Origin of the sequence: uncultured Treponema sp., assembly GCF_946187725.1 — a bacterium.
Classification (GTDB): Bacteria; Spirochaetota; Spirochaetia; order Treponematales; family Treponemataceae; genus Treponema_D.
In genome coordinates this window covers 43769-60519 of the sequence record NZ_CAMHSK010000003.1, presented here as the reverse complement: position 1 = coordinate 60519, position 16751 = coordinate 43769, and the positions used below count along the sequence as shown (strand labels likewise).

Genomic DNA, 16751 nt, shown 5'->3' with positions numbered 1-16751 from the left:
TCCTTTGCATTTTTACAAAAAATTTACCATATCTTAGCACAAAATCTTTTCTTCTGCTATGGAATTTAGAATTTTCTTGCATAATTTTATACTATTCAGCGTTAAACTAAGGTAATTATCGTATTCTGTGTGAAAAAGCCGCCAGGTTTTGGGCATTTTTTCAAGATATTTGAACTTTTGGATTGAAAGGTCAGTCGCGCTAGTGCTTCCGCCTTCGATTTTACAGTTCATCACAGCCTTCTCAAGATTTTTGTCCGCCATGAGATTATTATAATAGAAAGAAACTTCATCTTTTGGCAAAAATGTAATCGCCACGGCAGGAATTCCGCAGGCAAGAAAGCCCGCATTGTCGCTGTATGGAACCGGGAGAGTCATCCACGAGTTAGGAAAGGCCTTTTTGAGAAGATTTTGAGTCCGCTCGTACAAATCCATGAACTTCTTTTTGAAAGCACCGCTTATTTTTGAATCAAGCCCAGCACGAGCAAGAACCGCCACTTCCCCACGGCCGCATGCGTCAAAGACATAGACATCATCATTCACGATTCCAAGTTTTCTGAACAAGTCGGCGAGCGCAAAAGCCCCCTGTGAAGAAACGCCCTCTGCCCCAAGTTCCTCGCCGTCCGTGAAAAAAATGCGGATATTGTGGACTTTCCTTGAATTGAAAAGCTCGGCCGCAAAGTCAGCAATCGCAAAATTCGCAAATGAATTGTCGTTCGCACCGGGACTGCCTTCCACACGGTCATAATGGGAAATTATCGTCTTGATTTTGAACATCGGATTGTAAGATGTGGAAGGAAAATTGACATAGATGTGCTTTTTTTCACCCAGAGGAATTACGGAAGTGCTCACTCCCCTTCTTGAAAGGTATTCCCGAAGAAAGCTAAGCCTGTCGCAATCCGGGGAAATGTATTTTTGAAAAGATTCGGTATCGAAAGAATGCTCTAAATCAGAAGACATGTTCACGATTTATTATCGGAAGGAATCGGGGAATTTTGAAATGGGATTCTGGAGAAAATGGAGGCTTCCCTCACTTGCGTTCGGGTCGGGTGTTCCGTACTTCGCTAACGCTCATTCTTCCGTTTCTCTCCAGAACGCCTTCGGCGGTACTCCATACCCTAGCCCATAAGTTCTGAGCATGGAGTGGAAAAAAATTACGATTCTCTATATTATTTCAAATATTTCTGCATGACATAATCACGACCTTTTGCGTTGTATGCACCTGCTATTTCAAACAAAAGCTCCAAATCAGAACAATCATATTCAATATGAATATATTTTTCTTTGCTGCGTGACTCCGATACTCCGTAATGAATTGATGTACAACAAGGTGCAATGTCACAAATATCTTTCATATCAGCAAGATATATCAAATCCATGCTAACATCAAAAAAAGTTTTGCTCGCCACAATTGCTTTAGAGTATTCGCTTGGACTTGTGAACCATTTAGACCAAATAAAATATGCAGTAGGCAGCGTTGAATCATAGAAAGTTACGCCATATTTATTTGTATTTTTGTTGTCTGCCATATACAGCAAAAGTCGGCATTTGTTTCCATCGCTATATTCTACAAGCTCAAAACTCTGACCGTATACACCACTTCGGTGTAAACTTTTGCTTGTTATTTCTTCTGCAAAAGAAAATCCCATGACAAACAAAAGCATAAAGCATGTGAATATTTTTCTCATAAAATTACCTTCAAAATTGGACTATCGGTAAAGATAGTATATGGTTGTTTTATATAAATCCTTACCAGGCAAATATTCATTGATTACGACATAATCAACATTTGTCTTGTAATTCTCTTTTGTGCAAAGCGTAACACTGATATTCGCTCCTCGCTGTTTCATCAATGCACGGACAGATGAAGCAAGTGCAGTATTAGGATTTGATACATGAATATTGTCATAGTCGATGACATACCCCATATTCTCAACCCACTTCGGAATAATCTTGTTGTAGATTTCAGAAGCATTGCCGTTATGATACGAAAGCGTATCATACAGCCAATAATGCAACTTCTCGCCAAGCACAAGTGCATAGCCATCCTGCTCGTTATAGGATTTTGAATAAAATGTAAAGTACTTTCCGTTTAGTTGGATTGAAGGCTCATAATACCATCCTTTCATAGGTGATTCCTCTGCTGCAAGTGGAAGAAATGATAGTAATGTAACTAATATCGCAAAAATTATTTTCTTATTTTTCATATTGGTCTCCATTTATTTTTTACCATATTTTTTGCAATCCATTTTGATTATCATCTTTATTTTTCATACACTCTGTGAATTGGAAGAACTGTAAATCCACCACCTTTCTGATTACATCCGCCGACATTCTGCCTTGAGGAATCAATGCTATAACAAAAATCCGTACAAACAGCTGCCCAAGATGTATTTTCTACTTGGTTGCAAGTCCAATAAAAAATATTTCCGGGGACGATTTTTATTTTTTTTCCGCCACATTGCATAAGAGATTGGTTCACTTTTTCCAAATTTATATATAGAAAATACAATTCATTAGCTGTCGGCAAATACCAATCTGTAAAACTCCCCGCAGAATAATTCTCTGCATACTCAAAAGCTGGATAGCTTCCTTTTTTTTGCCAATCATTCACAGAATTACATAATATTTTATAACCATCATGTCCATCAGTTAAATTTTGCAATCCTCTTATGCTTTTGTCATATCCTTGAGAGACAGTTGTTTTGCTATAACCTGGTTCAAAATCATAATGACAGCTAGCCCACTGTAATGAATCACTTTGTCTTAATGCTACACCCAATGCTGGTTGTCCACCTGATGCTTTCTTAAAAATCACAGCAATTGGAGTTCCGTTTTCTTGAATAACATCGCCCACTTTAAGTCCTGTATTATATTCAGCTGCTGAATTATTGTTTTTAGTATTTTTACTTGTTTCTATAAAAAATGCCAAAATTAAAGATAATATAAAACCAATAATCAAAACTATTGCAAATGTAGAACTTCCTTTTTCCTCAGTAGAAGTCTTTGGAATGTTTTCCTTTATAGATTCAGCCTTATTTGGAATATCCTGTTTTGTACTTCCTTTTTTGGAAACCTGTGCATCAGAAATTAATTGTTCATTTTTATCGTTAGGAACTTCTGATTTTTGATAGGTAACTTCGGAAGTGTCTTCCATTTTGTCGATTTTTGTTGCTACAGCTTTTTCTTCGATTGTTTTGTCGTTTGCAAAATTTACTAATGGAGAAGTTTTAGTTTCTAGAGCACCTAATTGTATATTTTCCCCAGTTTTCATTTCTTCTATCGTTTTAGGGTTGTCTTCGCATGAATTCTCAGATGCTGCAATTATTGGAATATCATTTTCTGTCTTTTCTTGAGTTGCCTCTATTTTTGAGGAGTCTGGTATTGTTTCTGTAGAAAAAACACCATTGAATTCAATCTTTTTCCCACAGTTCGAACAAAATGCAGAATCTTCGTCCAGTTTGCTTCCGCAATTTATACAGAACCTGATTTCTTCTTTTGAGACATCAGCTGTTAGTTTTTTCCCGCAATTCGTACAGAAAACTGCATCGTCATCTAATTTGTTTCCACAATTTACACAAAACATACTTATCTCCCTTTCTATTTATTTTCTTTGTCGCCATTTTCCTTGTTTTTGTTTTTCTTCAAGATTTCCTTTACAAGCTTTCAACTTATAAATACAGAATAAAATTAAGGCACTGATTAAAATTCCTAAGATTTTAGCAAATATTTGTTCGTTATTTTGGACAAATTGACAAAATCTTTTATTTAAAAATAAAAGTATAAAATGAAATATACTTAAAACAGCAGAAACAACCATCAAAATTATTGAAGTCACAGTTGTAATCTTCGTAACAGAATAGTCATAAGCAGACTTTCTTAATGCAGACTTATCAAATTCATCCGTTTCAGTATTCAGAATCGTTTTATACAATTTTCCTGAAAACAAATCTTCCATTACATCAATATGGGCTTCCCAGTTTTTCTGCCAAAACTTAGAACCTTTATTTATGAGAACCCATGAAATACAGAATATAAAACACATGCAAGAAAGAAGTAAAAGGAGAATTTTTGATAAAGATGGAAATCGTATTAGTGTACAAAGTGTAAGACATTTATCTCCAAGTATTTTTTCAAAGAGCATGAAATACGCTGTAAACGAAGCCAAAATAAAAGCCCAAAAATAAGTTCCGCGTTTCCAAAACAATTCAATTTCAAATTTACGGACATCATGAGCTAATTCAAACGCTTTTTCTATTTTTTTATAATCGGATGAATCAATTCTGTTTTTAGCCGAGTCAAAAACTTTTTCAAAGTATTCATCATCATTAAAACAATTACTCATTTTTATTCACCCTCCCCATTTTTACTTCCTTCTTCCCCCACAAAGTTCTCATCCACAAATTTCGAAATCTGCCATACTATTACAACCCATGCTACAATACAAAGCATAATTAACTTGAAATAAGCCGCTGGAGTGTTTGTGTCCCAAATCGCATGAAGAATAAAACAGACGGCGAACATCTTTATAAAATTAAAATTCAGTGTTTTTTCTTTGGCGAATGACGCTCCTGTTATCGCTGCCCAAGCTGTGTGTCCGCCGAACGAAAGAATAGAACGCAAGAAAATGTTGAAATTCATTTCAGCAATTGAATCCGCATATTGATATTGGTAGTACCATGGAAGATATTCATTGACCATATTTGCACGAGTATTCCAATCGTGAGCGTCCAAGAAAACATTGAAAGCATAACCTGCACTCTCAAAAACTGCGAATCCACAACCAATTGCTCCGCCAATCAAAAGTCCATGAAGAACCGTGTAATTTTTGTTACGAGTTATCAACATCATCACAATGCAGGCTTTTCCTATTTCTTCAACAACACTTATTAAAGAAGCATGTGCAAAATCATAATTCTCCCCACTTGGAAATATCGCATACAAGAATAATGTAAACAAAAGTGAAGTGGCTCCGCCTAAAAGAAAGATACCTATTACTTTATAGAAGCTGATGTCTTTATAAACATTCAATTCAAAATACATCGTAAGAAGCGAAAAAGGAATCATCAAAGAACCTATCAGCATTACAGCCGGCATTAAATTTGAGTTATGGAAACTGAGAAGCCCGATTTCAAAAACGCCAAACACTGCAAGCAAAATCAAGAACACACGAGAATAAAGCCAGGGCTGGAAACTTTCATTTTTGATTTCTAGATTTTCATTTGAAACAATACCAGCTTTCAAAATCTCATCTCTTTCTTTTGGTGTATGAGATTTAAAAACTTGAACGAACAGATTTCTAATGGAAAATTTTTCAATTTTTTGAGTTACATCGAAATCTTTTTCTGTTTCAGGCTTTTCGTTGTCATTTAGCTTTATAGAAGTATTTTCTGACTCTTCCTGTTTTTGTTGTGGATGCTCAGTTGTATTCAAATTCTTTTGAATCTGATTTATCTCTGTTTTTGCAGAGAGTGTTTTCGGACTCTCACTTTTATCTTCAATTTGCGTATTTAAAATTGGTGAAGGTTGTTTTCCACATTTTGAGCAAAATTGTGCTGTTGCAGACAATTGTTTTCCGCAGTATTTACAAAACTTTATTTCTTTGACTTCGTCAGATTTGTCTGTAGCTTCATTAATTTTTGTTTCAACGGCATTTAATTCAGAAACAAGTTTCCCGCCACATTTTGAGCAAAATTTCACATTATTAGCTAATTCTTTTCCACAATACTTACAGAACATTTTTACCCTAAAATATAAACCTTCGCTTATATTAAAATAATTATAAAGTATCATCTGTAAGTTTTCAACAGAAGCCCATTTAGTCTAAAATAATCAATAAACGACTTTACAATTCATTGCCAAATATCTTCTCTGAGAGGGGGAAAGAACAATAATTTTATCACTGAATGAAAAAGGCTTCTTTTTGTGGGCTTGTATAAAACAGACGCATTAATATTTCTACAGAGTTTTACAGAAACAGAAACTATTTTACCGATAAAAAATTTTTTCATTTCATTTATAACATCATTATCTGTTCTGAAATTTCCCCTTTCAACCGAAAGTCCGTTTTTATCAAGAAATGCTGCGGATGAAACATGATTTCCATCTTTCCAAAACATTTTACTCATTTCCGGCGGATAAACGGCTCTGTATAAAAGCTCTGCATCGTTGAAAGTATTATTCATAAAACACCCCTACAAGATTGTTCAATTCTACAGGAGAGAAACGAATAAATCCCGTAGACTCAACGCCGTTTTTGTCTACCTTATAATATGAAAGTTTATTCTTTTTCGTAATCTGAAGCTCAAGATAAGAATTATTTTCTCCGTCATATTCAATCTGAATCGAGTCGTTCGCTGTCGGAAAAATCTGAGGTTGTTTTTCCAAATCTATGATTAAAGTCTTTGCTTTCTTTATAATTTTTTTTGAAATGGGTTTCGAATTGTTACCATTCCAGTTTTTTCTTAGAGCTTTGATTTCCTCGAGTTTTGAAAGATTCGCACGCAAAGCTGGGGAAAAGTTTTTTTCAATTGTCTCTCCCCATAGTTTTTCAATCAGAATTTTTCTGACTGATTTTCCTGTAAGAGAAGACTCTTTTTTGACGACTGTTTGTATTTCATACGGAATTGAAAAATATAACATCAGAATCTCCTCCTTAAAATAAATTTATGTAATATATTATTCAAAGTCAAGTAAAAAAAAACTGACGAAAAACATATTCGTCAGTTTGTGATAATAAACTTATCTTATCTGCTCAGGCTTGCCAGCGGCACACAGCTTGGAGATGTTGTTGCGTTCTCAATGCGGGCGAATTCTTCCATGAGTTTTTTCTGCTCGCTTGTAAGGCGGGTCGGAATCTGCACGATAATTTTGACATACAAATCGCCTTTGCGGGAATCTGCATAAGGAACGCCTTCCCCCTTGATTTTGTAGAGCTTACCGTTTGTAGTTCCAGCTGGAAGCGCGAATTTGATTTTTTTGCCATCCAAAGATGTAATGTCAAGCGAAACACCCAAAGCAGCTTGAGCAAATGTGACAGGAACCGCACAATACAAGTCACGGCCATCACGCTCAAAATATTCGTGTTGCTCGACATGAAGAACGACAATCAAATCACCTGCCGGACCGCCGTTCGAACCGGCATCGCCCATGCGCGGAATTGCGATTCGCTTTCCGTCATCAACGCCAGCGGGAATTGTAAGAGACATTTTTTTGGTGACAGTCTCAAAACCTGTACCACGGCATTTTTTACAAGGATTGTCGATTTTTGTTCCGGCACCACCACAGGCAGGACAAGTCTGCTGAACTGCAAAAAAACCTGCCTGACGACGAACCTGACCTGCACCGCCACAAGTCGGACAAGGCTTTCGTTTTGCACCTTTTGCACCGCCTGTTCCATGGCATTCAGTACAAGATTCATTATGCTGGAATGTGATTTCGGCTTTTGTTCCGTAAACAGCATCTTTGAAAGAAATATTAAGATCGTAGCGAAGGCTCTGTCCCTGGCTCGGCTCATCCGGTCTTCTGCGCGAAGAGCGTCCACCGCCACCAAAGATATTCTCAAAAATGTCTGAGAAGCCACCGCCCCCCATTCCACCAAACAAGTCTGAAAAGTCATGGAACGCGCGTGAATACTGAGCGCCACCGCCGCCGCCCATGCCACCCATTCCGTCAAGGCCGGCAAAACCATACTGGTCATAAATAGGACGCTTCTGGTCATCAGAAAGAATCTCATACGCTTCAGTGGCTTCCTTAAACTTTTCTTCTGCCTCTTTATTCCCTGGATTTCGGTCAGGATGATACTTGACAGCAAGCTTTCGGTAAGCCTTTTTAATTTCATCCTCAGTAGCGTTTTTCTGAATTCCTAAAACTTCGTAATAATCTCTTTTTCCAGCCATGATTTTGTTCCGTAAATAATTTCGTTACAACACAAGAATGCCCTGCACGAGGCAGGGTAGAAGCAAAGAGAGAAAATTCTGTTTGCCGTTAGTTGAACAGAATTTTCTCGTTATGCCAAAAAATACAAGGATGTATTTTTTGGTATTAGTGTACTTCGTACTCTACATCGTCGGCACTGCCTTTGTCGAATTTGCTGCCGCCATTGGCATCACCAGCATTTCCGGCATCAGCACCAGCCTGTGCATTCGGGTCAGCGCCCGGCTGTGCACCAGCTGCACCCTGCTGTTTGTAGACTTCTTCGGCAATTTTGTATGAAGCGTTCTTCAAAGCCTCTGTTTTTGCCTTGATGTCTTCTGTATTTCCGCCTTCCAGAGCCTTTTTGAGGGCTGCAACAGCATCATCAATTGCCTGTTTGTCAGCACCCTTAACTTTGTCCCCAAGCTCTTTCATGCTCTTTTCTGTCTGGTAAACAAGGCTGTCTGCCTCATTCTTAACATCGATTGCTTCACGCTGTTTTTTATCTGCCTCAGCGTTTGCCTCAGCATCTTTTACCATGCGGTTGATTTCTTCTTCGCTCAAGCCGCTTGAAGAAGTAATCTGGATGTGCTGCTCTTTGCCTGTTCCCAAGTCTTTTGCAGAAACATGGACGATACCGTTTGCGTCGATATCGAATGTAACTTCAATCTGTGGAACACCACGAGGAGCGGCAGGGATTCCGACCAGGTCAAAATTGCCCAAAGTGCGGTTCTGGCTTGCCATCTCACGCTCACCCTGCAGGACATGGATAGAAACTGCTGTCTGTCCGTCGGCTGCTGTTGAGAAGACCTGGCTCTTCTTTGTAGGAATAGTGGTGTTGCGAGCGATGAGTTTTGTCATAACGCCGCCCATTGTCTCGATACCAAGTGAAAGTGGAGTTACATCGAGCAAGAGGATGTCTTTTACATCGCCCTGGAGAACGCCGCCCTGAACGGCTGCACCGATTGCAACAGCTTCATCCGGGTTAACAGCGCGTGAACCTTCTTTCCCGAAGATTGATTTTACGATTTCCTGAACTTTTGGCATTCGTGAAGAACCACCAACGAGGAGAACTTCATCGATGTCGCTTGTTGAGATGCCTGCATCAGCGAGAGCCTTTCGACAAGGTTCCTTTGTGCGCTCGAAGAGGTCATCTGTCATTTTTTCAAATTCTGCACGAGAAAGGCTTCTCTGCAAGTGTTTTGGTCCTGTTGCATCAGCTGTGATGAATGGAAGATTGATGTCTACAGTTGTCTGATTTGAAAGAGCGATTTTTGCTTTTTCTGCTTCATCACGAAGTCGCTGGAGAGCCATTGCGTCTCCGCTCAAATCGATACCTGTGTCAGCTTTGAAGCCTGCGATGAGCCAGTTTACGATAGCACGGTCCCAGTCGTCACCACCAAGGTGAGTATCACCGTTTGTTGATTTAACTTCGAATACGCCGTCAGCAAGCTCAAGGATAGAAATATCGAATGTACCACCACCCAAGTCATAAACAGCGATTGTCTTTTCTTTTGACTGGTCTTTGTTAAAACCGAAAGCAAGAGCTGCGGCAGTCGGTTCGTTGATGATTCGTTTTACATCGAGACCTGCGATTTTACCGGCATCTTTTGTAGCCTGACGCTGAGAGTCGTTGAAGTAAGCAGGAACTGTGATTACGGCTTCTGTGACTTCCTGACCAAGATAATCTTCAGCGGTTTTCTTCATCTTCTGCAGGATGAAAGCTGAGATTTCCTGAGGGCTGAACTCTTTTTTAGAGCCGTTCTCCGTAACCTCAACGCGGACATCCTGACCGTTATCTTTGATTGCATAAGGAAGTTTTGTAGCTTCGCCAGAAAGTTCTGAATATCTGTGGCCGATAAGTCGTTTTACAGAATAAACTGTGTTTTTTGGGTTTGTGACCATCTGGTTTTTAGCAGGAAGACCTACAACACGGTCGCCTTTTGCAGTAAAACCAACGATAGATGGAGTTGTGCGGAAACCTTCAGAGTTCTGAATAACAACTGGTTCACCGTTTTCCATTACAGAAACACAAGAGTTTGTAGTACCCAAGTCAATACCAATAATCTTTCCCATTTTTATGTTCTCCTATAGTATTATTTACGATTTTTACTCAGCCGGCTTAACCACCATGACTTTTGCGTGGCGGATAACCCTGTCTTTGAGTTTGTAGCCTTTAAGATAGACTGCGGCAAGTTCTTCTTTTTTGACTTTGCCTTCCTGCATACCGATTGCCTCGTGCAAATCAGGATCAAAAGCATCGCCCTCTTTTCCGAATGCGACGAGATTGTATTTATTTTCAAGCATGCTAACGAGCGATTTGTTAATCATACGGATTCCGTCAGCAATTGATTTTGCATCCTTTGCATCTTTTGCGGCATCAAGGGTACGGTCAAAGTTGTCGAGTGAATCAAGCAAGTCTTTGAGGAGATTTGCATTGCCGTAATCAAATGCATCCTGTTTTTCCTGCATCATGCGCTTACGGTAGTTGTCGAAGTCTGCAGCGCGACGCAAGAGCTGATCTTTAAGGTCAGCATTTTCTTTTTCAAGTTCTGCAATCCGCTCTTCCGGGGTCTTTTCTTTTGGTGCTTCGGCAGATTCTTTGGAATCTTTTGACTCTTCAGAACTTTCCGATTTTTCAGCAGATTCAGAAGCCTGAGAAGCGCCCTCTTCTGCTTTTTCTGAAGTCTGCTCAGTTGCTTTCTGCTCAGACTCGTTTACATTTTCTTCGGTTTGTTCATGTTTTTCGTGTTTCATGATTACTTCCTGAATATTCTTTTCTTATGAATAAAGATAGTAAAATCTATCAAAAATCGTCAAGAAAAAAAAGATGATAAATAGATTTTTTTTTGAATTTCTAGCAATACCGCCAGTCGACATCTTCTTTCCCCATGAAGACTTTGACCGTGCTGTTTTCCATGAAGGAATTGTCGAAAAAGCCCTGAATGTCCATTGCGGCACCCGAAAGAAGCTCATCCGGATTGTAGGATAAATCAAGCCGGCTTTCCTCGCCCTCACCGAAACAGCGGGAAAAAGCACCGTTCAGGCGAACGACATTGCTCACTACCTCAAAAAGCTGCGGTTTGTTTTTTTCTTCATATTTGAACTTTAAGAAGGCGAGCTGCATTTTTTCGATTTCGGTGTGCTTTGCCTGTTCAGGTTTCCAGCCAGAAGAAAGCGAAAAGTTATTGTGGTTCTGCCACTCAGCAAAATCCTGGAAGAATTTTGAAGGAGTCATTTTGAGCGGGGCAAGAACTGCCAGAAACCATGTGACCGCCCTTCCATAGCTGTAAAAAGTAGAAGCCGCAAAGGCCGTCTCCTTCGTCATCTTTATGTCCTGAGTAGAGAAAGTCGCCGTCGGTTTAGGCATTTTAATAGAAGAATTTGCTTCGTTCTGGGAATCAATCTGCGGAAAATCAATGTGGTTCGGGTAAAGTGAAAGCGCAAAATCAAGTCTGTCGCGGAAAGATTTTACCGAATCGCCGGGCACACAAGCAAAATCCATGTCAAAGCCAAAGACAAGCCCCAAAGTATTGAGCATATCCGAGCGGCGGGAAAAGAATTTTTTGTCAAAAAGATAAGAGCCGCCCTTGCTGAGCCCCGAAAAAGGAATTTCAAGCGTACAATAAAGCTCGGCACAGGCCTTGCACACGTCCATATCAAGAACGTTCGCCGAAACAGGCAAAGTCAGGAAAACATCTCCCGCCTCTTTCTGGAAAACCTGCAAAAAATGAAGCAATTTGCCCTTATGAGAAAGAATCTGCTTGTCCTGCAATGTGAATTCAGTGATTCCTTTTGACGAAAAAGACGAAAGAGAAGATTCTAGCTGTGAAGAAGAAAATTTTACCGTATCTGCCATATACAATTCCAATCAAGTATATTTGAAACGGTCATAAAAATCTATCTGATAATGAGAGTTTATTCGGAATAAACAATTACCTTACGACACAATTTTTTCCGTTGCGCTTGCCGTAGTAAAGTTTGTCGTCGGCCTGACGGATTACATTTTCATAGTCTGTAAGGTCACTTCCGGTGCACATTCCGACCGTAACAGTGACTCTAATTTTGTGCTCATCATATTCAACTGTAGTACTGCGGATTTTATTGCATAATTTTTCAAGATGATTATAGGCTTCATTTTCAGAAGTCTGAGGCATGTAAAGTATGAATTCCTCTCCGCCCCATCTGACCGTAACATAATCTTGCTGGGAATTGTCTTCAAGGATTTCACTCACCGTTTTTAAAACGCAGTCGCCCGCCTGATGACCGTAAGTGTCATTGACCTTTTTGAAATCATCTATATCGAAAATTGCAATCGTGTAATCATTTTCATTTTCTGTCTTGTTGCGCTGCATGATATGCTCAAAAAAACGACGGTTAAAAAGACCAGTCATCAAATCATGGTTCGAGCAGTAAGTAAGCGTATCACTAGCCGCATTCATTTCAAAGAAGTAAAGATTTGAAATATAGAACAAAGTGAAAAGTGTTATGCCAAGATTCAGAAAACCGATTTTTCCCTTGTAAGAATCAACGATTTGAGCGTATTCCGGGAAAAGACAGATTTGCTTCATGTAAACAAGATAAATTGCAATCGCATAAATGATTCCAATCCACTGAAAAAGATGCTTCATTCGTTTTTTGGGCGGAAGAAGATAGAAAACCACGGAAATCATTCCGACAACATAGAAAATATAGCAGAAAGCTCCGCCTGAAAAAAGTTCGCTTATAAATGAAAAAGTGATAATTTCAAAATATGTGAAGACAATGTAAAAATCAGTATTTTTTTTGAAACAAAGTAAAACTGTTGCATAGAAAATCGTGCTGAAAACATTCAAAACTGAAAAAGGAAACAAGCCGATGCAATAGAAAAGAACAGCGTTAAATGCATGTACCATGAGGCACATTATTAAAAAAAGCAGCGTTTTCTGTTTGGAAAGGAATTCGAGTATCTTTTCACCCATACAGACTCCCAATTCTCTGAAAATTGCCTTATACAATTGTAACACAGAAAGCAGAAAAGGAAACAATTTTTTTTTAGAAAAAAACACAATTAAGAAAGGAAGGTTCAGCGTATGAGCAATAATCGAAAAAAAAAGAAAAGCAGTTGGCAAAGATAGGGAAACTTTCAGGGGCACAGAAAGTTTCCCATAAAATTAGCAATGTGCAATTAGCAATTTTTTTTATTTCTCATTGCTAATTGCTAATTTCTAATTACAAAAGGTGGATTCCATGCTTTTCGCAGTCGGCTTTCATTGAATCCGGCCACATTGAAACCTGGATTTCGCCGATGTGAGCTTTTCGAAGGAAGAACATGCACAAGCGGCTCTGACCGATACCGCCACCCATCGTGAAGCTGAGCTCACCGTTCAAAAGTCGTTTGTGGAATTCAAGATTTGCTCGTTCCGGGCAGCCCCGCTCTTCAAGCTGAAGTTTGAGACTTTCTGGACTTACGCGGATACCCATTGAAGAAAGCTCAAATGAAGATTCCAAAACAGGATTCCAGACAAGAAGATCGCCATTCAAGCCTTTGTGACCGTTACCGCTGTCAGAAATCCAGTCGTCATAGTCAGGAGCACGACCATCGTGAATTGTGCCGTCCGGCAATTTGCCGCCGATACCGATAATGAAAACAGCTCCATATTCTTCACAGATTTTTGACTCGCGCTCTTTCGGAGTCAAATCTGGATATCGCTTCTGCAAATCATCAGCGTAAACAAACTGAATGTTTTCTGGCAAAATCGGTTTAATATCTTCGTAGCGGTCGTAAATGTAGAATTCAGTGCGTTTAAGGCAGGCATAAATCTTCTGGACAGCAGCTTTTAAATATTCAATAGTGCGGTCTTCTTTATTGATGCACTCACACCAGTCCCACTGGTCAACATAAAGAGAGTGAATGTTGTCCAAATCCTCGTCGGCACGAATTGCGTTCATATCAGTGTAAATTCCAAAACCTGCAGGAAGCTTCATTTCGCTGACCTTAACACGCTTCCATTTTGCGAGCGAGTGAACGATTTCCATCTGAGCGTCGCCCATGTCCTTAACAGGGAATTTTACGGCTCGTTCAACGCCATTCAAATCATCGTTCAAGCCCTTTCCGCTCTGAACAAAAAGCGGTGCGGTAACTCGTGTGAGATTGAGAGCTGTTGAAAGCTGAGTCTGGAAGAAATCTTTAATCATTACGATTGCGTGCTCAGTCTCTTTTTCACCAAGCAGCGATTTGTAGTTTCCTGGAATCTGTACTGTTGCCATTATGTGCCTCTATTTTTTGAATTAATTTTTATCTTAAAATTATGATAGCTAAAACACATTTTTTTTTCTATACTATATCCATGGCAAAAAAACGAAAATCACGCAGACGAAAGCAGTCTCACTCGCTAATATTCTTCTATATAATTCTTGCAGTTCTCGTCGCACTGGCAATTTATTCATACAAAACTAACGAAGAATTCCGCGCTCAGGTTGACGAAATTTTCAGTCCAATTCTGAAGCCCGAAGATTCCTCTCCAACTATTATAGAAGATTCTGAAGCAGAACCTGCACAATCATCAAAAAGCGGGCAATCCACTTCCGAAAAACAGAAAAAGCCTTCAAAACAAAAAGGATTCGTCGCTCTGCCCGAAAATCTAGAATTTCCGCTGTGCGCCGGAAAACACAATGCGGCAGACCATCAAATCAGGAATTTTGCGCATTATTCCGTATGTTACAGAGAAAGCTACGAGCAGGCTGAATGGAGCGCGTACTGCCTCACCGAAGATGAGCTTGTAAAAAACACAAACCGCTCCGATGACTTCCGCTCGGACCCCGAAATCGTCACAGGTTCGGCAACACCGGCCGACTACAAAAAATCCGGCTACGACAGAGGGCATCTTTCACCGGCGGCAGATTTTGCTTTCGATGAGATGGCGATGAGCCAGACTTTTTACATGAGCAATATGAGTCCGCAGACAGGCGGATTAAACCGCGGAATCTGGAAAGACCTTGAAGCCGAAGTGCGTCTCTGGGCAAAGAATTTCGGACGCGTTTATGTTGTTTCAGGCCCGATTCTTGAAAAGCCAGCCTCTGAATACAAATCAATCGGTGAAAACCATGTTGCAGTTCCAGAATTCTACTACAAGGTGATTTTAGCCCCGCTCTATGCAGACGAAAAAGACAAAGCGACTCCCGAAGACGCAGAAAGCGCAGTCGCTCTTGGCTTCATTTTTCCGAACGAAAAATGCGAGGGTACTCTCGACGATTACGCCGTCACTGTTGATGAAGTTGAAAAACGCACCAAACTGGATTTCTTCTCGCTTTTGGAAGACAAAGTTGAAAATGAGATTGAAAGACAAATTAAGCGCTAATTTTTATCTTGCAACGATATGCACAAATTTGTATAATTATAAACATATTTTCACAAAAATTGCATAAATATGCAATACCGCTAACGCGGGGTTTAAGGAGTAGCTATGACAGAATCAGAAAGTTTGTTTATCGGCAGATTGTCCGTTCTTGCGGAACGAAATGACCCAATCGACAAAAGCCTTTATGACAAATACGATGTCAAACGCGGTCTCCGAAACGCAAACGGCACCGGCGTTCTTGTCGGACTTACGAGCATTGGTGATGTAGTCGGTTACGAAGTTCAGGATGACAAAAAAATCGCAATTCCTGGCCGCCTTATTTACCGTGGCTACAATGTTGAGGATTTGATTAACGACGCAGAGGCTCACAATCAGTTTGGCTACGAGCAGTGCGTTTATCTTCTATTATTTGGTGAGCTTCCGACTCAGGCTGAGCTTGATCATTTCAAAGAATACCTCGGTTCTCTCCGCCAGCTCCCGGACAACTTCACCGAAGACATGATTATGAAGGCTCCTTCTGCCGACATCATGAACAAACTTGCGCGCGGTGTTCTGGCTTCTTATTCTTACGACTCAAACCCGGAAGACCGCTCGCTTTCAAATGTTTTGCGCCAGTGTATCGAGCTTACTTCACGATTCTCCACTCTCACGGCATACGCTTATCAGGCAAAACGTCGCTACTACGACGGAAAATCAATGTACATTCACAATCCGCTGCCAGAGCTTTCTACAGCCGAGAATTTCTTGCGCCTTATCCGAAACAACAAGGCTTTCACTGACGAAGAGGCAAAATTGCTCGACCTCGCTTTGATTTTGCACGCTGAGCACGGTGGCGGTAACAACTCTTCTCTTACAGTTCATGTCGTTTCTTCTGCTGATACGGACACTTATTCTGCAATTGGTGCGGCAGTCGGCTCACTCAAAGGCCGCCGTCACGGTGGTGCGAACATTCAGGTTGCCGCAATGATGGACGACATCAAAGAGAATGTAAAAGACTGGTCAAGCGAAATCGAAGTCAAACGCTACCTCGAAAAAATTGCCAACAAAGAGGCTTTCAACCGCACAGGCTTGATTTACGGTATGGGTCACGCAGTTTACACAATCAACGATCCGCGAGCAACAATCCTGCGTGACAGAGCTGCAAAACTCGCACACGAAAAGGGCCTCGACGAAGAATACAATCTTTACAAGATGGTAGAAAAATTCAGCCCGGATATTCTTTACGAAAAGCACGGCGACGGCAAGAAAATCTGTGCGAATGTTGACTTGTACTCTGGATTCGTTTATTCGATGCTCAATATCCCGCGCGAGCTTTTCACACCGATTTTCGCAATCTCACGAATCGCAGGCTGGAGCGCACACCGAATCGAGGAAATTGTTGCAGGCGGAAAGATTTACCGTCCGGCATACAAGAACATTTCCGCAGAAAGGGAATATGTTCCAATCGAAAAACGATAAGAAACACCTGATTCCACGGATTAACAAAAAACAGCTTTTGTA

At 40.2% G+C, this 16751-nt stretch carries 16 protein-coding genes; 2 read left to right on the top strand and 14 right to left on the bottom strand.

Annotated elements, in window-relative coordinates; translation table 11 throughout:
* Positions 1 to 33: 33 nt before the first annotated feature.
* From Q0Q74_RS02195 to asnA, 14 genes are all read right to left on the bottom strand, one after another.
* The gene (locus tag Q0Q74_RS02195; protein ID WP_294428077.1) at positions 34 to 957 is read right to left on the bottom strand and encodes a M28 family peptidase; all 924 of its coding nucleotides are present in this window, start codon (positions 955 to 957) and stop codon (positions 34 to 36) included.
* A gap of 209 nt (positions 958 to 1166) precedes the next feature.
* Positions 1167 to 1685 carry a hypothetical protein gene (locus tag Q0Q74_RS02190; RefSeq protein ID WP_294428075.1) on the bottom strand — a complete coding sequence of 173 codons (519 nt, stop codon included), beginning with the start codon at positions 1683 to 1685 and terminating at the stop codon, positions 1167 to 1169.
* Between the two features lie 21 nt (positions 1686 to 1706).
* Complete coding sequence (locus tag Q0Q74_RS02185) at positions 1707 to 2204, bottom strand: hypothetical protein (RefSeq protein ID WP_294428073.1); 498 nt, start codon at positions 2202 to 2204, stop codon at positions 1707 to 1709.
* A 56-nt stretch (positions 2205 to 2260) separates the two neighbouring features.
* On the bottom strand, positions 2261 to 3583 hold the full coding sequence (locus Q0Q74_RS02180) for a zinc-ribbon domain-containing protein (protein WP_294428071.1): 1323 nt from the start codon (positions 3581 to 3583) through the stop codon (positions 2261 to 2263).
* Between the two features lie 18 nt (positions 3584 to 3601).
* A complete protein-coding gene (locus Q0Q74_RS02175) occupies positions 3602 to 4342 on the bottom strand; it encodes a hypothetical protein (RefSeq protein WP_294428070.1) in 741 nt (246 codons plus the stop codon).
* Between the two features lie 2 nt (positions 4343 to 4344).
* Positions 4345 to 5736 carry a PrsW family glutamic-type intramembrane protease gene (locus Q0Q74_RS02170; RefSeq protein ID WP_294428069.1) on the bottom strand — a complete coding sequence of 464 codons (1392 nt, stop codon included), beginning with the start codon at positions 5734 to 5736 and terminating at the stop codon, positions 4345 to 4347.
* Positions 5737 to 5849: 113 nt separating this feature from the next.
* Positions 5850 to 6182, bottom strand: a complete 333-nt coding sequence (locus tag Q0Q74_RS02165; protein ID WP_294428068.1) for a hypothetical protein — start codon at positions 6180 to 6182, stop codon at positions 5850 to 5852.
* The gene (locus Q0Q74_RS02160; protein WP_294428065.1) at positions 6175 to 6639 is read right to left on the bottom strand and encodes a hypothetical protein; all 465 of its coding nucleotides are present in this window, start codon (positions 6637 to 6639) and stop codon (positions 6175 to 6177) included. Before Q0Q74_RS02160 ends, Q0Q74_RS02165 begins: the two co-directional genes overlap by 8 nt.
* Before the next feature lie 104 nt (positions 6640 to 6743).
* Positions 6744 to 7895, bottom strand: a complete 1152-nt coding sequence (gene dnaJ / locus Q0Q74_RS02155; RefSeq protein WP_294428059.1) for a molecular chaperone DnaJ — start codon at positions 7893 to 7895, stop codon at positions 6744 to 6746.
* 145 nt (positions 7896 to 8040) lie between these two features.
* On the bottom strand, positions 8041 to 9987 hold the full coding sequence (gene dnaK / locus Q0Q74_RS02150; RefSeq protein WP_294428058.1) for a molecular chaperone DnaK: 1947 nt from the start codon (positions 9985 to 9987) through the stop codon (positions 8041 to 8043).
* Between the two features lie 33 nt (positions 9988 to 10020).
* Positions 10021 to 10668 carry a nucleotide exchange factor GrpE gene (locus tag Q0Q74_RS02145; protein ID WP_294428056.1) on the bottom strand — a complete coding sequence of 216 codons (648 nt, stop codon included), beginning with the start codon at positions 10666 to 10668 and terminating at the stop codon, positions 10021 to 10023.
* A 100-nt stretch (positions 10669 to 10768) separates the two neighbouring features.
* Positions 10769 to 11770 (bottom strand): hypothetical protein, encoded by a 1002-nt coding sequence (locus Q0Q74_RS02140; RefSeq protein ID WP_294428054.1) that lies wholly within the window; start codon positions 11768 to 11770, stop codon positions 10769 to 10771.
* 76 nt (positions 11771 to 11846) lie between these two features.
* Entirely contained in the window at positions 11847 to 12872 is a 1026-nt protein-coding gene (locus Q0Q74_RS02135) for a GGDEF domain-containing protein (RefSeq protein ID WP_294428052.1), read from the bottom strand.
* Between the two features lie 250 nt (positions 12873 to 13122).
* Entirely contained in the window at positions 13123 to 14160 is a 1038-nt protein-coding gene (gene asnA / locus Q0Q74_RS02130) for an aspartate--ammonia ligase (protein ID WP_294428050.1), read from the bottom strand.
* 80 nt (positions 14161 to 14240) lie between these two features.
* Between asnA and Q0Q74_RS02125 the strand changes: the two genes are divergently transcribed.
* Both Q0Q74_RS02125 and Q0Q74_RS02120 read left to right on the top strand, forming a co-directional pair.
* The gene (locus tag Q0Q74_RS02125) at positions 14241 to 15251 is read left to right on the top strand and encodes a DNA/RNA non-specific endonuclease (protein WP_294428048.1); all 1011 of its coding nucleotides are present in this window, start codon (positions 14241 to 14243) and stop codon (positions 15249 to 15251) included.
* Positions 15252 to 15356: 105 nt separating this feature from the next.
* The gene (locus tag Q0Q74_RS02120) at positions 15357 to 16709 is read left to right on the top strand and encodes a citrate/2-methylcitrate synthase (protein ID WP_294428046.1); all 1353 of its coding nucleotides are present in this window, start codon (positions 15357 to 15359) and stop codon (positions 16707 to 16709) included.
* Positions 16710 to 16751 lie beyond the last annotated feature (42 nt).